Annotated in this window: 21 protein-coding genes; 4 read left to right on the forward strand and 17 right to left on the reverse strand. The window is 37.5% G+C overall.

The window, feature by feature from the left end; all coding sequences use genetic code 11:
* Window positions 1-13 precede the first annotated feature (13 nt).
* The 3 genes from JML65_RS03850 to JML65_RS03860 are packed head-to-tail and all read left to right on the forward strand — an operon-like array spanning window position 14 to window position 5,628.
* Window positions 14-1,366 (forward strand): TolC family protein, encoded by a 1,353-nt coding sequence (locus tag JML65_RS03850; RefSeq protein WP_047491130.1) that lies wholly within the window; start codon window positions 14-16, stop codon window positions 1,364-1,366.
* Between the two features lie 5 nt (window positions 1,367-1,371).
* The gene (locus tag JML65_RS03855) at window positions 1,372-2,433 is read left to right on the forward strand and encodes an efflux RND transporter periplasmic adaptor subunit (RefSeq protein ID WP_047491129.1); all 1,062 of its coding nucleotides are present in this window, start codon (window positions 1,372-1,374) and stop codon (window positions 2,431-2,433) included.
* Between the two features lie 6 nt (window positions 2,434-2,439).
* Entirely contained in the window at window positions 2,440-5,628 is a 3,189-nt protein-coding gene (locus JML65_RS03860; RefSeq protein WP_047491127.1) for an efflux RND transporter permease subunit, read from the forward strand.
* Between the two features lie 117 nt (window positions 5,629-5,745).
* Here JML65_RS03860 and JML65_RS03865 read toward each other — a convergent pair whose 3' ends face one another.
* Together JML65_RS03865 and JML65_RS03870 are read right to left on the reverse strand one after the other, a co-directional pair.
* Window positions 5,746-6,498 carry a nuclear transport factor 2 family protein gene (locus JML65_RS03865; protein ID WP_202269962.1) on the reverse strand — a complete coding sequence of 251 codons (753 nt, stop codon included), beginning with the start codon at window positions 6,496-6,498 and terminating at the stop codon, window positions 5,746-5,748.
* A gap of 226 nt (window positions 6,499-6,724) precedes the next feature.
* Entirely contained in the window at window positions 6,725-7,489 is a 765-nt protein-coding gene (locus tag JML65_RS03870; RefSeq protein ID WP_047491265.1) for a hypothetical protein, read from the reverse strand.
* Window positions 7,490-7,848: 359 nt separating this feature from the next.
* Here JML65_RS03870 and JML65_RS03875 point away from each other — a divergent pair, with 359 nt between their 5' ends.
* Complete coding sequence (locus JML65_RS03875; RefSeq protein ID WP_202269963.1) at window positions 7,849-10,152, forward strand: hypothetical protein; 2,304 nt, start codon at window positions 7,849-7,851, stop codon at window positions 10,150-10,152.
* 153 nt (window positions 10,153-10,305) lie between these two features.
* On the opposite strand, the gene JML65_RS03880 is transcribed toward JML65_RS03875, so the two are convergent.
* From JML65_RS03880 to JML65_RS03950, 15 genes are all read right to left on the reverse strand, one after another.
* Window positions 10,306-11,526 carry a cytochrome-c peroxidase gene (locus JML65_RS03880; RefSeq protein WP_115919865.1) on the reverse strand — a complete coding sequence of 407 codons (1,221 nt, stop codon included), beginning with the start codon at window positions 11,524-11,526 and terminating at the stop codon, window positions 10,306-10,308.
* A gap of 28 nt (window positions 11,527-11,554) precedes the next feature.
* Window positions 11,555-12,283, reverse strand: a complete 729-nt coding sequence (locus JML65_RS03885; RefSeq protein ID WP_202269964.1) for a thioesterase II family protein — start codon at window positions 12,281-12,283, stop codon at window positions 11,555-11,557.
* A 2-nt stretch (window positions 12,284-12,285) separates the two neighbouring features.
* Window positions 12,286-12,768 carry a 3-hydroxyacyl-ACP dehydratase FabZ gene (gene fabZ, locus JML65_RS03890; protein WP_202269965.1) on the reverse strand — a complete coding sequence of 161 codons (483 nt, stop codon included), beginning with the start codon at window positions 12,766-12,768 and terminating at the stop codon, window positions 12,286-12,288.
* A gap of 1 nt (window position 12,769) precedes the next feature.
* Window positions 12,770-13,810: a beta-ketoacyl synthase N-terminal-like domain-containing protein gene (locus tag JML65_RS03895; RefSeq protein ID WP_202269966.1), complete on the reverse strand. Its 1,041-nt coding sequence runs from the start codon at window positions 13,808-13,810 to the stop codon at window positions 12,770-12,772.
* On the reverse strand, window positions 13,797-15,041 hold the full coding sequence (locus JML65_RS03900) for a beta-ketoacyl-[acyl-carrier-protein] synthase family protein (protein WP_202269967.1): 1,245 nt from the start codon (window positions 15,039-15,041) through the stop codon (window positions 13,797-13,799). The genes JML65_RS03895 and JML65_RS03900 overlap by 14 nt, the downstream gene beginning before the upstream one ends.
* Window positions 15,042-15,058: 17 nt before the next feature.
* Window positions 15,059-15,814, reverse strand: a complete 756-nt coding sequence (gene fabG, locus JML65_RS03905) for a 3-oxoacyl-ACP reductase FabG (protein ID WP_202269968.1) — start codon at window positions 15,812-15,814, stop codon at window positions 15,059-15,061.
* Window positions 15,815-15,871: 57 nt separating this feature from the next.
* Entirely contained in the window at window positions 15,872-16,888 is a 1,017-nt protein-coding gene (locus tag JML65_RS03910) for a diiron oxygenase (protein WP_202269969.1), read from the reverse strand.
* Window positions 16,885-18,372, reverse strand: coding sequence for a phytoene desaturase family protein (locus JML65_RS03915; RefSeq protein WP_202269970.1), 1,488 nt, complete (start codon window positions 18,370-18,372; stop codon window positions 16,885-16,887). Before JML65_RS03915 ends, JML65_RS03910 begins: the two co-directional genes overlap by 4 nt.
* 98 nt (window positions 18,373-18,470) lie before the next feature.
* Window positions 18,471-18,719, reverse strand: a complete 249-nt coding sequence (locus tag JML65_RS03920; protein WP_202269971.1) for an acyl carrier protein — start codon at window positions 18,717-18,719, stop codon at window positions 18,471-18,473.
* A 613-nt stretch (window positions 18,720-19,332) separates the two neighbouring features.
* Window positions 19,333-19,728 (reverse strand): VOC family protein, encoded by a 396-nt coding sequence (locus tag JML65_RS03925; protein ID WP_202269972.1) that lies wholly within the window; start codon window positions 19,726-19,728, stop codon window positions 19,333-19,335.
* A gap of 237 nt (window positions 19,729-19,965) precedes the next feature.
* Window positions 19,966-20,661, reverse strand: coding sequence for a DUF2306 domain-containing protein (locus JML65_RS03930; protein WP_202269973.1), 696 nt, complete (start codon window positions 20,659-20,661; stop codon window positions 19,966-19,968).
* 122 nt (window positions 20,662-20,783) lie between these two features.
* A complete protein-coding gene (locus JML65_RS03935; RefSeq protein ID WP_202269974.1) occupies window positions 20,784-21,008 on the reverse strand; it encodes a hypothetical protein in 225 nt (74 codons plus the stop codon).
* 55 nt (window positions 21,009-21,063) lie between these two features.
* On the reverse strand, window positions 21,064-21,645 hold the full coding sequence (gene nudK / locus JML65_RS03940) for a GDP-mannose pyrophosphatase NudK (RefSeq protein WP_202269975.1): 582 nt from the start codon (window positions 21,643-21,645) through the stop codon (window positions 21,064-21,066).
* Window positions 21,632-21,991 (reverse strand): DUF4406 domain-containing protein, encoded by a 360-nt coding sequence (locus JML65_RS03945; protein ID WP_202269976.1) that lies wholly within the window; start codon window positions 21,989-21,991, stop codon window positions 21,632-21,634. Before JML65_RS03945 ends, nudK begins: the two co-directional genes overlap by 14 nt.
* A gap of 51 nt (window positions 21,992-22,042) precedes the next feature.
* On the reverse strand, window positions 22,043-22,633 hold the full coding sequence (locus tag JML65_RS03950; RefSeq protein WP_202269977.1) for a Crp/Fnr family transcriptional regulator: 591 nt from the start codon (window positions 22,631-22,633) through the stop codon (window positions 22,043-22,045).
* Window positions 22,634-22,646 lie beyond the last annotated feature (13 nt).

A 22,646-nucleotide genomic window follows, 5' to 3' on the forward strand; every position in this document is an offset into this window, starting at 1 on the left:
GAAGTATAAAATTATGAAAAGAAAACGTATAACTGCGCAAAAGCTAAAAATTGGGATAGCTGCAGCATTTATGATTTTCGGCTTTTCATCGGTGTCTGCACAACAGCAGGTTTCTTTACAGGAAGCCATTAAGCAGGCTCTTCAAAATAAGGCAGAAGCCAAAAAAGCGGCCTTACAGATCAAAAAAGCTGAATATAAAATAGATGAAGCCAGAGCAGGAGCTTTACCTCAGGTAACCGGTACGGCAGGCTTAACTTATAATCCAATTATTCAGCAGTCATTACTGGAATTTGGTGGACAAAGAATAACCGCTCAGTTGGGACAGCCTTGGAGCACCAATGCAGGGGTAAATGTTCAGCAGGCTATATTTGATCAGAGAGTCTTTACTGGCCTTAAGGCTGCAAAATCAACAAGAGAGTTTTATATCCTGAATGCTCAGTTGACCAATGAACAGATTATTGAAAATGTAGCCACTGCTTATTATCAGGTGTTTGTACAGGAAGAAAACCTTAAGACTGTGGAGGTAAGCTACACCAATACAGAAAAAACAAGAAATGTTATCAAGAGTCTAGTTGATAACGGATTGGCAAAAGCCATTGATTTAGATCGTACAAACGTACAGCTGACTAATATTGGATCAAACAGACAGCAACTGATCAATTCAGTTGAGCTTTCAAAAAATGCTCTGAAGTTTTACATGGGAGTTCCCATTGATTCCAGTATAGAGCTTGAAGAAAAGACTATTGAACCGAAACCTGAGCTAATCATCAGCAACGTGGATCTGAATAACCGCTTGGAGATGCAAGTGAAGAATAAAAACAGGGAGCTTCTTGTGTTCAACAAAAAAGCAACGGAAGCCTATCTTTATCCTACTGTAAGCCTGCAGGCCAATTATGCATGGGCGGCAACAGGAAAGAAATTTCCTCTTACCAATGGTTTGAGTAATGGGGTACTTTGGAGTGATTATTCAGCAATAGGGCTAAATATTAATGTTCCGATCTTTACAGGAGGGTCTACAAAAGCTAAGATTCAGCAAGCTGAAATTGATATTCAGGATTTGGATTTGGATATTCAAAACACCCAGTTGACTTTGAACTTGGATTATAAAAATGCGATTTCCAATATGGAAAACTCTATCATTAATATCCAAAGTATGAAAGACAATGTAGGCCTTGCGGAAAGAGTACAGAAAAATACTCAGTCTAATTATCAGAATGGTTTGGCAACACTTACAGAAGTTTTAGATTCTGAGAATGCTTTGACTCAGGCAAAACAGAATTATTCAAACGCATTATTAGACTATAAGCAAGCTGAGATCAAATTAATTAAAGCTAAAGGAGAATTAAACACACTACAAAACCCATAACTAAAATGAAAAAAACTTTAATATATATCATCGTAGCAGCTGTACTTGTAGGTTTGGCAGCCTATAAGATTGCAGGTAACAAAGAGAAACAGACAAAAGAGGTTAAAGAAGTTGCTAAGCAGGTTGATAAGATCAACGTGAATGTTGTAACGGTTTCTAGAGAAAATATCAATACCGATTACTCAGCCAACGGAACATTTATTCCTAAACAGGAAATGAATCAGTCTTCAGAAATTGCAGGGCGTATCGTTAGTGTTTTGGTAAAGGAAGGTTCCAGAGTTTCTGCAGGTCAGACGTTGGCAACTATTAAAAGAGATGCCATTGAAGTTGATGTAACACAAGCGCAGAATAATTTGCAAAATGCAATTATTGACAACCAACGTTACGAAAACGCATATAAAACCGGTGGTGTTACAAAACAGCAGCTGGATAACTCAAGACTACAGCTGAAAAACATGCAGGCTGCCGTTAAAGCTCAGGGAGTAAGAGTAAATGATACCAGCATTCGTGCAGGAATCAGCGGAACGATCAATAAAAAGATGGTTGAGCCTGGAACAGTGGTTTCTGTAGGGACTTCTATGTTTGAAATCGTTAATATCAACAGTCTTAAACTTTCTGTATTGGTAGATGAAAGCCAGGTAGGAAGAATTGCACTGGGACAGGAAGTTCCCATTAATGTTAATGTTTTACCTGAAGATTCTTTCAGCGGTAGAATTACCTTCATTGCTCCTAAAAGTGATGCATCTTTAAATTTCCCTGTTGAAATTGAAGTTCAGAACAGAGGAAACTTAAAAGCCGGGATGTATGCAACCGCTTTATTTAAAACCAATCACGGTGCTGAAACTCAGAATATGCTTACCGTTCCTGCAGAAGCTTTCGTAAACGGAGTAAGTTCAGGGCAATTATTTATCGTAAACAATGGTATTGCTAAACTGATCAAAGTACAAACAGGAAAAGTGTACGGTGATAAAGTTCAGATCTTAAGCGGACTGAACGGTGGTGAACAGGTAGTTACCAGTGGACAGATCAACCTTGATAATGGTGCGAAAATCAATATCGTAAAGTAACACAAGATGAAGTTAGCAGAAATATCCATTAAAAGGCCATCCCTTGTTATCGTATTGTTTACGATACTTACGTTGGGTGGTTTATTAAGTTACTCCATGATGGGGTACGAGTTGATTCCAAAGTTTGAAACCAATATGGTAACCATTTCTACGGTATATCCCGGAGCTTCGCCTGCTGAGGTGGAAACTTCGGTAACCCGGAAAATTGAAGATGCCGTGGGTTCCCTGGAAAACGTAAAAAAAGTAGAATCTTCATCTTATGAAAGTTTATCGGTTATTATGGTTCAGCTGAATACCGGTGCCGATGTAAACTATGCTTTGAATGATGCACAGAGAAAGGTTAATGCTATTTTAGCAGATCTTCCGGACGATGCAGATCCACCTTCTTTGCAGAAATTCTCATTGGATGATCTCCCGATCATGACATTGAGTATTTCCAGTGATAAACTGAATAATAAAGATCTTTATGACCTTTTAGATAAAAAAATAGAACCTATTTTCTCCCGTGTAAACGGTGTGGCTCAGGTTGACCTTGTAGGAGGGCAGGAAAGAGAGATTCAGGTAAACTTAGATGAAAAGAAAATGCAGGGATATGGGATTGCCATCGCAGACGTACAGCAGGCGATTCTTTCCTCAAACCTGGATTTCCCGACGGGAGCTTTGAAGACGAGAACTTCAAGATCTACGATCAGACTTTCCGGAAAATATAAAAGTGTAGATGAGATGAATAACCTTGTCGTTTCCAATAAAAATGGAGCTCAGGTTCGTTTATCTGATATTGCAACAGTTTTCGATACACAGAAAGATGTGGAGAAAGTTGCAAGATACAATCAGAATTCTACGATTTTACTTCAGGTTAAAAAGCAATCTGATGCCAATGCGGTTTCAGTTTCAGAATTAGTGAAGAAAACAATTGCTGATGTTCAGAAGAATTATAAAACTCAGGCAATTAAAATAAACATTGTAGATGATACAACAGACTTTACACTTGAAGCTGCGGACCATGTAATTTTCGATTTATTCTTAGCGATTATCCTGGTAGCAGTAGTAATGTTATTGTTCCTTCATAACATCAGAAATGCATTTATCGTAATGGTTTCTATTCCGATGTCATTGATTGCAACAGTAATTGGGATGTATCTGATGGGCTATACCTTAAACCTGATGAGTTTATTAGGACTTTCACTGGTTGTTGGTATCCTTGTGGATGATGCCATTGTAGTTTTGGAGAACGTTTACCGTCACATGGAGATGGGGAAAAGCAGAATTCGTGCAGCCTATGACGGAGCTTCGGAGATTGGATTTACCGTAACAGCTATTACCCTGGTAATCGTGGTGGTATTCTTACCGATCGCGATGAGTTCAGGATTGGTATCTGATATCCTGGCGCAGTTCTGCGTCACGGTGGTTATTGCGACATTATTCTCCTTATTAGCTTCATTTACCATCATTCCTTGGTTATCTTCAAGATATGGTAAACTGGTACATTTGACAGGTAAAAATCCTTTTGAGAAATTTATCCTTTGGTTTGAAAAGCAATTGGAAAAATTCACTCACTGGATCACAGGAATTCTGGAGTGGGCTTTAAAAACAACATTAAGAAGAATTATGACAGTAGTCGTAACCTTCATTATCCTGATTTCTTCATTCATGCTGGTAGCTTTCGGATTTATCGGTGGTGAATTCTTCCCTAAAATGGACAGAGGACAGTTCCTTGTTCAGATGGAATTACCTAAAGATGCTTCTGTAGAAAAAACCAATCAGCTGACATTGGAGGTTGAAAGATATCTTAGAAATGATAAAGATGTTGTAGACATGATCACCACAGTTGGTCAGCAGTCATCAGGATTTGGTGGTGCGCAGGCTACTTTATATCAGTCAGAGATCCAGGTGATTCTGGTAGATAAATCTGAGCGTAATGAAAGCACAGATATAAAATCTGCAAGAATCAAGAGAGCATTGGAAGAAAAATTCACAGGAGTTGAATTTAAAACGGCACCAATCGGATTAATGGGAGCAGATAATGCACCGATTGAAATGGTGGTAACGGCTCAGGATAACGAAACAGCCAATAAAGAAGCTAACAGAATTCTAGAGTTGCTTAAAAAAGTTCCTGGTTCCGTAGATGCAGAATTATCGACTGACTCTGGAAATCCGGAAGTTCAGGTGAATATCGACAGAGATAAAATGGCATCTTTAGGCTTAAACCTTTCCAGTGTAGGACAAACGATGCAGACTGCATTCAGTGGAAATACAGACGGAAAATTCAGAGCCGGAGAATATGAATATGACATCAATATCCGTTTTGGTGATGCCAACAGACAATCTATTGATGATGTAAGAAACCTGATGTTTACAAATCCTCAGGGTGAGCAGATCAGACTAAGTCAGTTTGCAGAAGTGAAAATGGGTTCAGGACCGAGTTTATTGGAACGTAGAGATAAAGCACCTTCTGTAAAGGTAAAATCTAAAGTGGTAGGTCGTCCTGTAGGAGACGTTGCCAACGAATGGGCTGCTCAGTTTATGGATAACGAAAAAACAAAACCGGCGGGAGTAAGCTACATCTGGAGTGGTGATATGGAAAACCAGACCGAAGGTTTCGGTACCTTAGGAATTGCATTGATGGCCGCTATCGTATTGGTTTACCTGGTAATGGTTTCATTGTATGATTCATTCGTATATCCGTTTGTAGTATTATTCTCTATTCCTCTGGCATTGATCGGGGTAATGGTTATCCTTGCTATCACCGCAAATTCATTAAACATCTTTACGATGCTGGGGATGATCATGTTGATTGGTTTGGTAGCGAAGAATGCGATTATGATTGTCGACTTTGCGAATATGAGAAAAGAAGCAGGAGCCAGTACTCATGATGCTTTGATTCAGGCGAACCACGCACGTCTTCGTCCGATCCTGATGACAACAATTGCGATGATTTTCGGTATGATCCCGATTGCGATTGCAAAAGGAGCAGGAGCGGAAATGAACAACGGATTGGCATGGGTTATTATTGGTGGTTTGACATCATCTCTATTCCTGACGCTGATCATTGTGCCGGTAGTTTATTCATTATTTGATTCAATTCTAAGAAGAATGGGTAAACATGAAAAAGTAGACTACGAAGCTGAAATGAAAGCTGACTATGTACATAAAGAACTAAGTGAAGACGGATTTACTCCGAAACACGTAGACTAAAAATAACAACCTTTAATTAACCCAAAAAGCGTATCATTTTTTTGATACGCTTTTTGATTTTTATAAATATTAAATTTGTTTAAACTTATGAGGAGCCTGACTGTAAAAGTTTTTCAGTTAAAATTTCCCATTGTTATTTTTCCAGTTTTCCTTTGCCGGAATTTCTTCTATGGTATCCCAGTGTTCGACAATTTTTCCGTTTTCAATGCGGAACAAATCATAAAAAGAGGTATGTTTTCCGCCAAATTTGCCTTCGCTTGCAGTGAGCACAAAATTACCTTCTCCCAATACTAAATGGATGGTGTCATATTGCATCGTAATACCCTGAGAAGCCATATATTCCAAAGCTTTCCCCAGGCCAGACAGACCATCACCTATTTGTGGGTTGTGTTGGGTATAGTTTTCACCATCAATATAATGGGTTAACTTGTCCATTTTTCCGTTGACCAGAATATCCTCTACAAAGCTTCGTGCCAATACTTTGTTAGCCTCCGTTTTGTCTGAGTCTGTAATCGTTGTTGTACCGTCTGTCATGGTATGACCACTTGGATTTGGGCCGGATGTTTCCTGAAGGTTATCCCAATGTTCCACTGCTTTTCCTTCTTCGAAACGGAAAATATCAAATCCTATTTTGGGGCCGAAAAAGTTGTAATCTACATGACAGAAGGCATAGTCACCATCCTCAAAAGCCCTTATGATATTTACCTTGGTAGAGCCTTTTGGAAGCTGTGAAAACAGGGCTTCTAAGCCTGCATGTCCTTCGCCAATATTCAGATTGTGTTGTATGTACTTCTCTTCATTGATATGATCAAGAGGTACCCGTGTTTCAATACCATTTAGGAGTTCGATTGCTTTTTGTTTGTTTTTCATTTTTATGTTTTTTTAATTAAGAATTGAAGATACAAAAAGATAGAACTAAGTAGAGATAAAATAATCAGAAGTTTAAAGACCTGATTTCCAACCTCAATATTCTGCGGATTGGAGAAGAGTGGAAATGCTATGACAATATCTACATCGTTCCTAAACAAAAAAACAGCACCCAATCAGGTGCTGCATGATATTTTTAAATTCTTCAATTTTTCAATAAAAACAGATCTTACAATTCTTCACAGTTTTTTTTCAGCTTCATGAAAATCTTATCAAAATCTTTGTAAACGGTCCCTTCATCTTCACGCTTTTGTCTGAAGCTGCTGTTGGCACAGTTGTGAAAACTAAGGCCGATCAGATCAATCAAGGCGTAATCTTCTTTTTGAGGATCATTCATTTTTAGATCAAATCTGGCCATTACGCCTTTAGGGTCTGCATTGTTTTTGCTTTTTAGTTCCGTAAAGTTTTTCCAGGCCTCAAACATTTTTTCCCGATCCGGAGAAGATATAGCATCTATAGGCTCTTTGCAAGTATTATAAAATTTACTGTTTTTGAGGGTCGAAGGATCAGAAAAAGCCATAATCTCTTCCTTGTTTAATTCATACTCATTTTCAAAAGTCTGAATAGCATTCTCATACAGGTTTTTCCAAACCGGCAAATCGATCACTTTAAGACTATAAAGTTCTTCTTTTTTTTCCTGATATTGTTTTTCGAGGTTTTCTAAGTGAGCCTCTTTATTTTTGCGAACCTCTTCAAGGCTGGAAAGCTTAAAAATAGGATTCGTATCAAAATGAACCCCATTGAATTTATATAGCAGTTTATTAACGCCGTCTATTTCTTCTTTTTCATATTTGGCAGCATCAAAATATCCTTTGTTGTCACAATTGAATGTCTGATAACTGTAAGCGGTAAGATTACTTACTTTTGAGGGCTTTTTTTGTCCCAAAACAATAACCGATAGGGCTGAACAAAGCCCGATCATCATTTTTTTCATGTACATAGTTGTTGAAGAATCTGAATTTTCTGAATTTCGCTTCAAAATTAAGGCTTTAAATTTGAAAATTAAAGAATTAGGGCAATTTTATGCAGTAATTTTTCTGATTTAATAAGATTTTAATTTTTTGTATAATAATTTACTATTCTGGCTCATGATGATAAACTTTTCTGTATCAGACATATTGAGTTTTTACGCGTAAAGGTCTATAAGTTTAATATCATATTATTCCTGATTTTATGGGTATTTTCCTCTGTTTTTAATTTTGTTTTTTATATTTTGCATACCACATCAAAAAATCCTTAGGCTTCTAAAGCTGACAGGAAAAAACAATAGAATTTTAGAACAAAATATTAATAATGTACAACAATTTTGAACAGCTGTTTTATCGTGGAGAACTGGAACAGTGTATTGCACAGGGTGAAAACTACTTATTATCCCATCCTGACCATGAAGACGTTTTATTTTTAATGGCAGTGGCACATCATGACAGGGTGTATGATGAAGGACATGAAGAAGTCTACAATGCTATCTGTGACAAAGTAATTCCGTATCTGCGCAGAATTTTAAAACTAAATCCGAACAACCTTAAAGCCCTTTATAATATCCTGGACTATCCTTTAAGCAACGAATATACATTGATGCAGATAGGCAGGATGAAAAAACATATCACAGAAGAAAACAGGGTAGAATTTATAACATATGCAGAACGTTTACTGGATCATATTGAATACGAAACCTATGGCTATGATTTTTTGGTAAAAATATATGAATCTCTGGGCGAAAATGAGGCCCTTTTGAACAGCCTTGAAGGCGGAATATATTATTTTCAAAGGGCATTTGCAGACAACCGGGAGCTGAGGGATAAAAATACCTCCTTGTTCTGGATCAAAAAAGTGTATCTGCTGGACCGCGAAAAAATGATCCCCGGAGAAAAATTAATAACTCTTATTGAAGAGGGACAATCTACGTTTGTAAGCAGAGATGACAATGATTTTATCAACCTTGCAGATATTGCCTATGAAAATAACGCTCCGGATCTTTCAGTGAAGATGATGCTGAAAGCCATCAAGGGGACTAACAGTGCTTTGTATATACAGGAAAAGCTGGTAGAGTGGCATCAGCGTTTTGCAGAATTGATTCAAAACGGATACTATCATCCTGATGTTTTCTACTATCAGCTGATCATTGAAAGAAATTATGCTGACCTGCTGAACATTTCTGAACACTTTTATCATGAGCATGCTCTTGAAGTGATTACTATACATCCGGAACTTTTTTCAGGTTACTACTTTGCAGGGACTTATCTCTATGAAGAAAAAAGTTACGCTGAGGCAATTCCCCTGCTACAAAAAGCCGTAGCCTTATCATCAAACGCAACGGCATGGAGACGGAAAACAGAATCAGAATATCACCTTTATAAAGTGATACCGGCTGAAATTCCTGTATTTTCGGATTTGCCCGGAGAAATCTATAATGAAGGGGTTTATCTGAATGAGTTTATAGAAAATATACAAGATGAAAATGATGCGTTACCGTGGACTGAAGTAAGCCGAATGGTATATGAGCAGGCTTACAAAGCATTCCGAAGATACTATAAACAGGATCAGTTTGATAGCGATTATTACAGTGACCTGCATACCAGAGCGATGTGCTGTAATAATTTAGCCATTAAATATTCTTTGCAGGGAGATCATTATACTTCTGCCGCGAAAGCCTCTGAAGGGCTTACATATTCCGAGTTCAGGGAACTTCATTTTGTACTGCTGGATGCATTATTAGAGGGTGAAGACGATGAAGAGGCTGAGGCAGCGCTGAACAGGTATTTCAGTCTCTATGATGAAGAGGACGATCGTTATTTTTATAAAAATTTATACTATAAAGCACGCCAGATTGAGGTTCATTGCCTGCTGGGATGTGATAATGTTTACAGGAATGCTGAAGAAACCCTTACTTACTACTATCAGCACAGTATGGAACATCCGGAGATCAGTGATTATGATTACAGGGATCTGGAAGCAGGTAAGAATATTTTGGAGGAAATAGTGGATCAGCGTCTGGATAACGAAGATCATATAACCCGACAATCTTATTATGAAAAAGTTGCCGAACGTTTTCCCCGGGAACCTCATCCACAATATATTCTGATGCAGCTCTATAATGAATGCGAAGATTACAGAAAAGTAGCCATCACAGCTCATAAGTATCTGGAAAGCAAAAAAGACTTTATGCTGGACAGTTTCGACAGGGCGAAAACAATTTATATGATGGTAAAGAGCAATTATTTTCATGGAGCATACCCGGAAGCTGCGTCCGCATTTGGTAATCATGATGCTTTCAATGCGGAAATCATGGACACTCAAGATTATGTACTTTGGCTCAGTTATGGAGTCAGAATTTATAGTAAACTGAATCATAAAGATCAGACTTTATCACTTGCTGAAAGGTTTTTTACGATCTATAATAATGAAGAATGGGGATATGACAAATTAATGGAAGGGGTAGAGCTGGCAAAGGCAGCTGTTCTGTACAAGTCCGGTAATCTTAAGGAAGCACACGCGATATTGGATCATGTGTGTTCTTTTCCAGACTATGATTCTATTGCTGATGAATACAGAGCGTCATGGAAAAAACCGGGACTGTTTTCTAAATTTGGGCTTTAACAGGCTATCACTAGCATACTCATTGTATTTACGGATATAATAGAGATTCAGAAACCAAACAATACGATTTGCATTATCTGGAAGAACGAAATTATAAGATTCCGGAGATGTTTAAAAAAAGCCGGCAAAAGCCGGCTTTTATATCAAATTCTATTAATTAATAAATGGGTTTGACCATTTTTTATCCTTATAAACATTTTTTCCGGTAAGAGTTTTCATAAAGGCAATAACCGCCTTTTTTTCCTCCGGTGTAGCATTTAAGCCTCTTAAGCGGAGGTTATTGTCCAGTTTGTTGTTTCTGGGATCTTGTGGAATATTGTTATAGTGATCTATTACCTGCTCTAACGTAGAAAACACAGCAGAATGCATCATAGGAGCATGAGGTTGCCCATTGGAATTAACCAGATCCCGCATTGAAGGAGAATTGGTCACAGTAAGATCTATGTCAGTACTCCCTATTTTATCAATTACGCCATTATTACCACTCAGGGCACTCATCCCAAATTCCGAAGCCAGGTGGCAGCTTGCACAGCCGAAACCTCCTCCTGCACGGGTTCCCCGTACGGCAACAGGAAATTCCAGGAATAGTTTTTTTCCAAGGTTTTCTTCGGCGGTAAAGTTAGGGAAATCAAGAAAATCAGATCCACTCATAGTTCTTCCTTCGTCATACTTTGAGTCAAAAGAGATGATACTGCTGACAAATTGGGCTAATGCTTTCTGCATTTTTTCTTCGGTAATCTCCGGGCTGCCATAGGCTCTTGTGAAAAGGTCTTTATAATACTCCAGGCCCTGAAGTTTTGTAATAAGATTATCAAATGATGGGGCTCCGTTCTTACCACTATAGCCCATTTCTACATGGTCTTTTATCGGAATGGTTGTCTGGGTATCCAGGGAGGCTGCCCGTTTATCCCAGAACAATCTGGCTTCTTCTGCAAATCTCACATTGATCAGCCTCATAGAATGTCTGCCCGTTGTTCCATTTACCCCCTGACTGGCAACATTATTATCTCCAAATGCCAATTCCTGTTTATGGCAGCTGGAACATGATACGGTATTGTTGCTGGAGAGCTTCTTATCATAAAATAAAACCCTTCCTAATGTAGCTCCTTCATTGGTGATACGATTAATGAACGGAATGTTGTTCCTGAATATATACATGGGAATATTTTGGTTGGCATAATTGGGTAAATTGTTGAAATCTATATTATCACCAAAATAAGCAGATAGCGATGAGACATTTCTGGACATGGATAAAGCTGATATTTGAGCATTGGGTTCAGCAATAGGTTCCAGTGTCATACTATCATTGGAACATGCATACATTAGACTCAGCAAGGCAATTGCCGGTAGAAATAATAATTTTTTCACTTTCATTTTTTGTTTTTTAAGTTAATGGATTGTTTTAATTCAATATTTGTGTTAGTATTTGAGTAAGTAATCTGGCGGTCTCTTCCGGATGCTGCATCGGGAAAAAATGATTGCCCTTTATCGGAAACCATTCTGTATTACCTGAAGTATGAAGTTTCCAGTTTTCATAATAGGATAAGGTAGGGTATAGTTCATCACTTTCGCCCATGATAACAGCTATAGTATTGGATACAGATATTTTTGACCAATTATCAGTCTGATATTTTTCCAATATTTCTACATCTTTTTCCATAATCTCCATTCTTTTCTTATAAATTTTTTGAAAAAGAGGAGCCTCTTTGTTCTGCTCATACTTGATAGGTAAAAGATCAGATAATAATTTGTTTTTAGCCTTTTCGGACAGGGTATGAGGTGATGACTGGTGAGTAGGCGCTTTCATTCCTGAAACCAATAATCCAACCGTATTGAACTGATATTTATTTAATTTGGAAGAAACCAATAGGGCTAAAATAGCACCCATACTGTGCCCCCAGATTAAAATAGGTCTTTGCGGAAATACCAGACTGTCTTTTATATGTGCATAAAGGTCCTCCACTGCCTCATCCAGAGAGGAGAGGAGTGGTTCTTTGTGTCTAAGACCTCTTCCCGGAAGTTCCAGGCATTTAATCTCCAACCCCTCCATGCTGATCAGGCTTGTTATATTTGAAAATGACATTGATGATCCACCTGCATAAGGAATACAGAATAAAATAGGCGTATTCATGCTTAAGAAGAGATTTTACTTTTATCAACAGACATCACTGTGATTTTGCCTTTTGCACAGACAGAGCCTTCTACTGATGCTTTGACATTCACAGAGCTGGCGGATCCCTTTTTCCAATCTATGCTGACCTCCAGTTCCAGTAAGTTTCCTGGAAGTACAGATTGTAAAAAGCTGATTTGAACGCTTCCCAATACTCCCATTGAAGTTGCTTCTGAAGTTGGAATTTCACTGCCAGCTTGCCAATCCAGACTATCCAGGACCGTCATTAATGAAGAGGTCTGAGCAAGAGCTTCGGTAATGAGGACGCCGGGCATGATGGGAAAATCAGGAAAATGTCCTGAAAAATAAGGCTCTCCCATAGATACAGCTTTGACGGCTTTTAGTCTTTCCCCTTTTACATATTCGGTGACTTTATCTATGAGTAAAAAAGGGTATCGGTATTTTACTATTTGGGAGATTTGATAGGATTCTAAAATGGCTTTCATACTATATACTGTTTTTTTCTATAATGGTGTAGATTACTGTTCCGGACGGATCTGCTGACAGGACAAGGATGTTTTTTTTGTCTGTTCTGTGAGAGTTTTGTCCGTTAAATACTGATATGGCATAAGCAATACCTAGCATTCCTCCGGCATTATCCAGATCACCGAATTTATCTTCAGGATACAATACTGTCACAGGAAAATTCTTTTCTTTAAATAAGTTTTCGAATATATTGGTATGTATTGTGGAAGTTCCGCCGGAGACAATGATCGTATCTGTATTGTACAGTCTTATAACCGGGAATAACATTTCATACAAATAGGTTTCAAAAGGAATTGCATCATGGGTATAGGTTTCAGAATGCAGCATTGTAATTCGGGCTAAAGGCTTCCTGTTGTCCTTTTCTAAAGATTCCTGACGTTCCAGAATCATGGAGATTCCCAGTTCCGGAGATTTATTTCTCTGGTTTTTTTGTATTGCTTTCTGATAGGAATTCCGTACCTCCGTAGAAGCCGTTACTCCGTAATCTATCATTCCCTGTTTCAAATGAAGATAAGCAATATCCAATGCCTGGAGACTTCCCGCCATTCCTGCGCATACACTGAAGTTAGGTCCTTTTATTCCAGTTTGTATAGCCATCTGGCTGGCTGCTGCATTAGCGATTGTGCTGGGTGCTTTCATAGGGCTTACTCTGTCCGGTCCCTGATTTTTAGCTGTTAAATCGAAAATAAAACAGTCCTCAAGGTTAGATAGTTCCGTTCCATCATAGAGCCCAATCCTCTCCGGATTGTTTTGTATATACTTACCTAAATCCCGGTTATGAATAGACTGGAATGCGGCATTACAGTAAATTAATGTGGCTTTATTCAGAAAACGCTGCCCTTTGGGTTTTAAAAATTTCTGAGGATCATGATCTTCAATGATAGAAGAAGGTAGGGGCAGATTTCCCCAATTGTTCAGGTATTCATCTATTTCTGTTCCATACGGACTGTTAAAGCCAATAGCAGAAATTACAATATCGGTTTTTGAATTAATTTGTATCATATTTGCTGAATATTACACTACAGATGTTACCGCCAAAGGCAAAAGAATTACTTAGAACGTGTTCTACATGATGTTCTATTTCCTTGGATGGCTGTATCTGGAAGTTGATATTAAAAGATTCGTCAATTCTTTCTGTGTTTCTGTTTTTCGGAATTTGCTGATGATATAATGATAAAACTGAGCTTACAGCCTCAAGAGCACTTGCTGCCCCCATACAATGTCCCAGCATTGATTTTATTCCATTCACATATAAAGTGTTTATTCCTTCTCCAAAGACATTACTCATTGCTTTTATCTCATGAGCATCATTTGCTTTTGTTCCGGTTCCGTGAGCACTTACATAGGTGATGTTTTTTCTGTCAATATTACCTGAAACAAGAGCATTAGACATGGATAATGTAGCTCCTGAACCTTCCGGATCCGGGGCTGTGGGATCATATGCATCACAAGCCAGTCCATATCCCTTTATTTCTCCATAGATCCTTGCTCCTCTGGCCAACGCATGCTCCAGTTCTTCAAGAATTAAAACAGCCGCGCCTTCTCCTACAATCATTCCTGTCCTATCCTGATCGAAAGGTTTGCAATCATTTTTTGACATTGCACCTAGCCGGTAAAATACAGTATAACATGACCTTGTAAAAGGATCTGCACCTCCTGCAATAATAAGGGGAGATCTACCTTCCTGAATCATAGAATAGGCTGTTCCTATAGCGTAATTCCCGGCTGCACAGGCGGTAGGGATAACCATATTGGGACCTCCCAGATGATAATATTTTGCAATACCAGCACTTAATTCTACAGGTCTGAATCTATTCAGGGTTTCGTTGGCCTCAGGATTGAGCTCTTCATGCTCCATACCAAGATTCCATTCATCTACGATACGTTCTACAATATCCTGATTACCATTCGTTGTTCCCAGGATAATTCCATAGTTGTTTTTTTGAGTAAACTGATGTTCCAGCCCTGCATCTTTTAATCCCATATCTACAGCAGCGGCAGCATAAGTAACAGCTTTTCCATATGGGCGGAAATGCTCAATGACGTTTATATTTTGATATTCTTTTTCAAGATGCACTTCTGCAGCTCTTGTTATCCCTTTATAATTTGAGGAATCCAGTTTGGTAAGATCACTGACTCCGGTATCTCCATTGAGTATTTTTTTCCAGAAATCATCTTTCTCACAAGCTAGCGGGCTTACGACTCCCATTCCTGTAATCACAACTCTTTTCATATTGGTTTTGTGTTTATTTATAAGGTTAATCCACCATCAATGACGAATGTCTGACCGGTCACATAATTGCTTTTTTCAGAACAGAGAAAGGTGACCATGTCGGCAACTTCCTGAGGAATTCCCATTCTTTTCATGGGGATCATCTGGTCTATTTTTTTCTTATCCTGTTCATTCATTTGGGCAACCATTTCAGTATCTATAAATCCGGGAGCCACTGCATTCACCTGCATATTAAACTTGGCAAATTCTAAGGCGAGTGTTTTGGTGAGTGAGATAATGGCTGCTTTGGATGCTCCATAATTGGCCTGTCCTACAGCACCACGCACACCGGAAACAGATGAAATATTGATTATTTTTGAATTTTTCTTTCGGATAAATGATTTTATAACCGCTTTGGAAAGAAAATAAGTTCCATTTAAGTTGGTATTGATCACGTCTCTCCACATAGCATGAGTCATACTGAAAAATGGGGCATCTGCAGTAATTCCTGCATTATTGATGAGCCCATATAGAGGTCCTAATGAGGATTTTTCTATAGTTTCTATTAATGATTTTGACTGTTCCTCATCTTGGATATCAGCATGGTATAATGCTATTTTATCGGGATATTCAACAGAAAGTTCCTGTAAGTATTTTTCTGCAGTTTCCCGGCCTTGGTTATAGGTAAATGAAACGGATGCTCCTGAAAAAAGTAATTGCCGAACAATAGCTTTTCCAATTCCCCGTCCACCACCGGTCACCAGGAAATGCCTGCCATCTAAGTTAATATGCATATCAAAAATTTAATATTAATTAATAAGGGTTTGAATAGTTTTGTAAAAGACTGATATTTAATCATAATCTTTATCCATGACATTGTCTATATCGCCTTCATTAGCGGATTTCTTTTTAAAATACTCGACAGCATTTTCAACATCTTTTTCAAAACCATTTGCTTTCCATACTTCTATATTCTCGTGAGTACAGATTCCTATTTCTATGAAATACCTCATCATGGGGGCCATAATCTTTGAATTGATTCTTTTTCTGTTTTCAGCATTCAGAACAGTTGGGATAAGCTCTTTATAGTTTTTAAAGGCTTTATCTTTAAAACCAACTCTGGCATATACCATTATACTGGATATGGACATGTCGAGCATACTTCTTAGCATGGGAGCTGTAATCTCCCGGGCTTCATTTAAAAAATCAGGAACAACATCTATAAATTCCCGGATCATGTTTTTTCCCCATTCTATATGTCTCGCTTCCTCTTTATGGTGTTCTACCGCTATTGCCCGGGAAAGTTTGGAAATTTCTTTGCTGTTACAGTCTTCCATGGCATTGTTTTCGGCCAGCCATTCTATTAAAATAGTAAGGTAGATGGCTTTAAGTGGAAATTCAGACATTGACGCATTATGGCTGTATATTTCCCGTAAGTTTAAAGGAACAGGGAAGGGGGCAATATTAAAATAATTCATTGCCTTTCGGAATACCATGGCATGTACGATTTCTTCTTTGCAGAAATGATGTATATATTTTACCACCTCCGGAAATCTTTTCAGAGAACCATGATTTACAATTTTCATATAATATTCCGAGACCAGGTTTTCAAATACAATAAACGTATACCACCAGGCTCCGGTTTCATATACAGACAGAAGCCTTCTTTCTTCCTCTGATGCAAGATCGTAATACGGAGTTCCATAGATGGAAATATTCTCTTTCTTCTTAAGCCATACATTATCTATGGGTTCATCCCAGGGATGATCCAGAAGCAGGCTCATTTGCTTTTTTTCAGATGCTTTATTAAGCTTCTCCAGCAGATCTGAAAATTTTGGGCTGAGTGTTTTTTTCTTTAACGGATTCATATTTTTGTGTTTTTACTCAATAATTTACCTTGTGTAAAGCCAAAGCACATTGCGGTCTCATAACCCGGACCTCCAGCCCAGGTACTGACTAATTTAATTTTGTCATTGGGAAAATCACTAAGCAGGCTTAAATTGGTTCTGGGGAGCATCTTATAGGCAAAAGCAGAACCTTTGGTGGCAAGAGTAAATTTGTAATTTGTTTTTGGTGTTGATGATTCTGTATAGATCAGTTTTCCTTCGAGTTTTGGAAATGTCTTAAGGGCTCTTTTTATAAACTTATCCTGAATTTTTTGTTTTCTGGCAGTATATTCTTCCTCTGAAAGATGAAACCATCTGTCTCCATGATCCAGCATGACAAGCTGGATGACATAGCCACCAGCAGGATCAAATCTATGATAGTTGCTTATGCTCAGGGTAAAAAGATCATAATATCTGTCGTTTTCAAAATCTTCCTTCGTAAAGTCGTCTCCTGAGTCTGAAACCAAAAGATATTCGGGAGAAAATATGCCGACTTCTTCCGGAGGAACCGAGATCACGATGTATACGCAAAAGTGTCCCCATCCGACCTCAAAATTATTAATAACGCTTTGGAAACGGTCTGTATATTCCTGTTTCTTCAGCATTTTCAGTACGTCTTCCGGAGGGCAGGTTGCAATTACATTCTTGGCCCTGATCATATTTTTTCGGGTCTTGACGAGCATATGTTCATCATCGTCTTCCATCTCATAGACCGGATTCTTTTTTAACAGGATCCCTCCACGGTTGATAAATTCTTTGAGTAATACATTCGAGAGGTGCTGGCCTGTTCCTTTTACATAAGCCTGGCCCCCATAAAACATAGCATACAGACAATGAAGAAAATAAAAAGCATTCACCTCATTGGAAATAGACCCGGAATAGATGGCGATAGGGCTGAGCACTTCAATGATATCATTTCCTTTAAATAGTGTTTCAAAATATTCCCGTGCCGTGATTTTGGAGAGGCCTCTGCTTTCTCTTAAGATATCTTTGTTGATGGTATACTCATTCATCAGTCTTCTGAAAAACATATAATGCTGATATCCATGGGTTTCTATATCTTTGAATAGCTGTTCTATTCCGCTGGCTTCATCCGGAAAGTACATTCTAAGCATCTCTTTAATTTCATTCGGCTCTGAGGGGATTCTGATAAAGTTGCCTCTATAAACGACGGTTCCAATTTCTTCATGAAGATGAAATTCTTCCAGTAAAGAATGGAGTTCCAGCCTTTTTAGAGTATTCCAGAGGTTTCCTACATGTTCTCTGAGTCCGCTTACTTTATGCTGGCTACAGTCAAAAATGAATTTTCTCTTGTTTCTGTAAAAATTGGTAGCATATCCGCCTACTTTATGATGTGCTTCGCTAATGACGACAGAACGTCCCTCTGTGGCAGCTGTTAAGCCATACATTAACCCACAGAGGCCCGCTCCAATCACCAAATCATCGACATTAATATTGTCAATCATGTTTTGTGTTGGTTTGTTACAATAAGTTGATTTTGATAATTTGTCTCATTCCCTACCTGTTCATTTTTTGAACAAAATATGAATGAATAGTCAAGATTTTAGCTTGCTAGTTCTTCTTCCAAAACTTTAACAATATCTTTTGGGGTCGTCATATTAGCTAAAAGCTCTTCATCAAGGCTGACCTGAAAATTTCTTTCCAGTTCTACCAAAACTTCCAGCCCCATGAGAGAGGTCATTCCCATATCGTGTAACAGGTTGGTATCCGGCAGAATCTCCTTTGGATTACACTCCGTAATATCACCTAAAATCTCGTACACTTTTTCGAATAATTTTTCTTGTTTTTCCATAATTTATATTTTAATTTATTATAATGAGCGCTTTACTATAGTATAAAAGCAACTGATTAGTATAAGGGTTATACTAATGCTGAGGGTACAATTATAAGTTTGGCCGTATTTACCTTTTTATGGTCATCCAAATATTTATAATATGATGATAAAAGAGGGGAGAGGCTGATGTATTGTTTGATGAAAACATACTATCCTCACACCTGTCATATATGTATTTTCTGATAAGAATAAAAGGATAATTACAGACTAAAACTATTTTAAAATGTTAATGTCCGTGTAGGAGTGGATAGAATCCATCTGTTTGGGAATCAGATAGGGGGAAATGTTTTTTTCGTATTTCATTATTTGTTGGTTTTGTTTGACAAATATACTATACTAAAAACAACTGACAAAGAAAATAAGTAACTTTATAGTGAAATATTAATTAAATAAATGAATGTTTTATTGCATTGACTTTTATTTAAGTTATGACCTTATTTGTGTTTATTTTTTTTAAAAATACCACCGTTTTTAAGTATATTTTTCTTTATAAATACAGAATGTATAATGTTGAAACAGGATGAATTGAGTACATTCTGCTTCATATTTTACTATAATAATATGTTTGTGGTTATTTGAAATCCGGATCGTTATAAGTACTCACCTCGATGAGGTTATGATCCGGATCACGGAAATAAACAGATTGGATTTTTCCCATAGCCCCGGTTCTGTCTACAATACCTTCAATAATGGGTATCCTTTTTTGTTTAAGTTCTTCAAGAACTTCAAAAATATCTGTTCTGGCAATGAAGCAAAGATCTGCAGATCCACAGGTAGGATGCTCCGCCTTAGGCTCAAATTCTTTTCCTTTTTGATGCAGATTAATCTTTTGATTCCCAAAGGCCAGGGCTTTTCTGTTGTCCCCAAAGGTTACCACTTCAAATCCCATAATCTGGGTGTAGAACTCAACCGTTTTATCAATGTCTGCAACGGTTAATACGAGATGATCTATGTTTTTTATTTCCATAATTTCCTTTTTTTAAACATCTATGATATTATTTACAGATAGATCTTGTTTTTTAATTTTAAAATAATAGTTTTACATCAATTAAATAATCACATGAGCTGGACATTGCCCTATTTTTTTCTTATCCTTACCCTTATATTATTTGCAGGAATTTCTTATCTGGTGATGCACCTTTTTAAAAGATGGACTCAAAAAAGTAAATATGCTTCTTATTTAAATATTTTGGTATTTGTCAGTTCATTTCTTGTGATCCTGTTCATTACCTTCATTATTTTCCTTATAAATCTTAATCTTGGCCGGTAAAGGCTTTTTTTCTCTGAAAACTAAGTAGGCGATAAATAAATTGATAAATAGAGCCAGCCATACATTGATACCATAAAAAAGCTCATAATTATGATATTCTTCATTATAAAAAAGGTTTTTGATGATTCTGAAAGTAAGAGCGGTGGTAGTAACGGCATAACTTAAAATCATATAGTTTTGGTGGCTGATTATCTTTCCTTTTTTGATGGAGATAACCGCTGCTATGGTAAAATAAGCCCAAAGAATATCCTGTAGCAAAAATCCTGTAATCCCGATTAAACCTCCGTTAGAGAACAGACCCAGGACAAAACAGGCAGGAACATTGATGATAAGGATATTGTAAACATATATCTTACCGATGATTTTGTGGAGTTTTCTGTTCTCAGCCAGGAAGCGGTTGGAAAACTGCGTTAGGCCAGCCAAAAGACAAAGTGTAATGGAAAAGATATGAATATAAAAAAAAGTGAGCCAGTATGGGTTTCCAACTACCTGCTGTTTAACCATAAGGAAACCTACATTTTTTTCAAAACTGGTGTACTGAGAAATTACTTTCAGCATGAGAATACTGAAAAGAAGTACTGAAAATAGAGCCAGAATTTTAAGAATGTTTATTCGTAACGTCTTTGTCATCAATAGTTGATCATTGTGCAGATTATTATAGAAAATGGTCAGAACAAGTATCTGTTAAAATCTCAAAGCATAGCCATTTACCTGAACCATAACAAACTTATATACTATTCACATGGATGATTTCAGGATCCATCCCATCCAGATTTCTTTTTGATGAAGTCTCCTGCGGGTGTGCCTCCAAATACAGGTCCGTATTCTTTCATCAGCTTTATTGCCTCATCCTTTACATTACTTACACTGGCAATGTCATCAAAGATGATATAGGTACCGTTTTTGAAAAGAACCCAGTCCTTAAATTTGGGGTTAATAGCAAGGGTTACATGCTCAATAATACTAAAGTTGTCCATGGTTTGCTTTAAAAATTGATTAGTTATAAATTACAAATGGTATGGGTGATTTTTGTTATAAAATACTTTTAATCCGTAAATGCTGGAGCAGCATAATCGTTTTAGCATCATTGATTTCTCCTGAGTCTACCATTTGGAGAGCTTTTTCAAATGGTAATTCCAACACTTCAATGTTTTCTCCCTCTTCTTCAAGACCTCCGCCATCAGCAATTTTCATTTCATTAGAATATTCAGCAATGAAGAAATAAAGAATTTCTGTTACAGAACCGGGAGACATATAAGCTTGAAATACCTTTTCAACTTTAGAAATTTTATATCCTGTTTCCTCTTCCGTCTCCCTTTTTATACAATCTTCGGGATTGTCATTATCCAACAGACCGGCACAGGCTTCAATAAGCATTCCTGTTGAATTTCCATTGATATAGGTAGGTAAACGAAATTGTCTTGTCAGAATAACAGTATGGGAAGATGTATTGTAAAGCAGAATGACGGCTCCATTTCCTCGGTCGTAAGCTTCTCTGCTCTGGGTTTCTGTAGTTCCATCTTTTTTTAAAATGGTATAAGTCACTTTATTTAAAGTGTACCAGTTATCTGATAGGATTTCTGTTTTTAGAATAGTAATATTAGGATTTTGCATCGGGTATATCTTCTATATTATAATAAATTTTAAGGCCTTTATCTTTGGCAATTCTCACATCTTCATCAGCTCCTTTAGAAATTCCATGTATCCGGAGTACCGCATCACATTTTTCTAAAATACGGTGAGCCGCCGGATATTGTATTTCCTGCCATGCTTCATCGCCCATCTGAGTAGAGCCCGCAAGATTGATTAGTGGTAATGCGATCCATTCTCCAATGATGGGGATATGTCCTTTTCTGAAAATAGGGAGTGCTGCAGCTTCAAGGTTATGAAGGTTCTGCTGAATCAATTCCGGATCATCATTTGTCCCGCTACGGTAGGGACCTGCAATAAGTATAAGCATATTTTTTTGCATAAAATAACGGAACTTACAAGGTAAAAAAAATAATGTAGATTAAGAGGGGTTATTTTTCTGTTTATTTATTTTCATGGTACTTAAAAACTCTGGAGTAACACCCAAATATGAGGCAATTTGTTTTTGAGTAACCCGTTGGGCTGCCAAGGGATATTTTTGGAGAAAGCTGTCATATCGTTCCTCTGCTGAAAGGGAAAGGTTTTCAATAACACGCAGCTGCTCTCTTATATAGGCATTTTGCATCATAATTCTGAAGAATCTTTCAAACTTTGGGATTTTAAGGTACAACTCATCGAGACTGTCTTTTTGTAATTGCAAAATGACACTGTCTTCCAGAGCTTCAATGTTCAGCATGGCAGGTTGTTGGTTGATGAAACAGAACATATCGGTAATCCACCAATCAGAAACAGCAAACATAATGGTAGATTCTTTTCCTGCAGCATCCAGGTAGAATGCTCTAAGAATACCTGACTGAACAAAACTGATTTCTTTGCAGACCTGTTGCTGTTTTAAAATCAGTTCTTTTTTCTGAACCTTTTTCTCTTTTAATAAGGACATAAAACAGGAAATTTCCTGATCATTGAGTGAAATATGCCTGGATATATTTTTTAGAATTAAAAGGTCTTCCATGTAGAACGAGTAA

Source organism: Chryseobacterium sp. KMC2 (assembly GCF_016756935.1).
GTDB lineage: Bacteria > Bacteroidota > Bacteroidia > Flavobacteriales > Weeksellaceae > Chryseobacterium > Chryseobacterium rhizosphaerae.

Bases quoted from the DNA above. Each gene is read 5' to 3' on its own strand.
- JML65_RS03850 (WP_047491130.1), top strand. From the start codon at position 14: ATGAAAAGAAAACGTATAACTGCGCAAAAGCTAAAAATTGGGATAGCT.
- JML65_RS03855 (WP_047491129.1), top strand. From the start codon at position 1,372: ATGAAAAAAACTTTAATATATATCATCGTAGCAGCTGTACTTGTAGGT.
- JML65_RS03860 (WP_047491127.1), top strand. From the start codon at position 2,440: ATGAAGTTAGCAGAAATATCCATTAAAAGGCCATCCCTTGTTATCGTA.
- JML65_RS03865 (WP_202269962.1), bottom strand. From the start codon at position 6,498: ATGAAAAACAAACAAAAAGCAATCGAACTCCTAAATGGTATTGAAACA.
- JML65_RS03870 (WP_047491265.1), bottom strand. From the start codon at position 7,489: ATGAAAAAAATGATGATCGGGCTTTGTTCAGCCCTATCGGTTATTGTT.
- JML65_RS03875 (WP_202269963.1), top strand. From the start codon at position 7,849: ATGTACAACAATTTTGAACAGCTGTTTTATCGTGGAGAACTGGAACAG.
- JML65_RS03880 (WP_115919865.1), bottom strand. From the start codon at position 11,526: ATGAAAGTGAAAAAATTATTATTTCTACCGGCAATTGCCTTGCTGAGT.
- JML65_RS03885 (WP_202269964.1), bottom strand. From the start codon at position 12,283: ATGAATACGCCTATTTTATTCTGTATTCCTTATGCAGGTGGATCATCA.
- fabZ (WP_202269965.1), bottom strand. From the start codon at position 12,768: ATGAAAGCCATTTTAGAATCCTATCAAATCTCCCAAATAGTAAAATAC.
- JML65_RS03895 (WP_202269966.1), bottom strand. From the start codon at position 13,810: ATGATACAAATTAATTCAAAAACCGATATTGTAATTTCTGCTATTGGC.
- JML65_RS03900 (WP_202269967.1), bottom strand. From the start codon at position 15,041: ATGAAAAGAGTTGTGATTACAGGAATGGGAGTCGTAAGCCCGCTAGCT.
- fabG (WP_202269968.1), bottom strand. From the start codon at position 15,814: ATGCATATTAACTTAGATGGCAGGCATTTCCTGGTGACCGGTGGTGGA.
- JML65_RS03910 (WP_202269969.1), bottom strand. From the start codon at position 16,888: ATGAATCCGTTAAAGAAAAAAACACTCAGCCCAAAATTTTCAGATCTG.
- JML65_RS03915 (WP_202269970.1), bottom strand. From the start codon at position 18,372: ATGATTGACAATATTAATGTCGATGATTTGGTGATTGGAGCGGGCCTC.
- JML65_RS03920 (WP_202269971.1), bottom strand. From the start codon at position 18,719: ATGGAAAAACAAGAAAAATTATTCGAAAAAGTGTACGAGATTTTAGGT.
- JML65_RS03925 (WP_202269972.1), bottom strand. From the start codon at position 19,728: ATGGAAATAAAAAACATAGATCATCTCGTATTAACCGTTGCAGACATT.
- JML65_RS03930 (WP_202269973.1), bottom strand. From the start codon at position 20,661: ATGACAAAGACGTTACGAATAAACATTCTTAAAATTCTGGCTCTATTT.
- JML65_RS03935 (WP_202269974.1), bottom strand. From the start codon at position 21,008: ATGGACAACTTTAGTATTATTGAGCATGTAACCCTTGCTATTAACCCC.
- nudK (WP_202269975.1), bottom strand. From the start codon at position 21,645: ATGCAAAATCCTAATATTACTATTCTAAAAACAGAAATCCTATCAGAT.
- JML65_RS03945 (WP_202269976.1), bottom strand. From the start codon at position 21,991: ATGCTTATACTTATTGCAGGTCCCTACCGTAGCGGGACAAATGATGAT.
- JML65_RS03950 (WP_202269977.1), bottom strand. From the start codon at position 22,633: ATGGAAGACCTTTTAATTCTAAAAAATATATCCAGGCATATTTCACTC.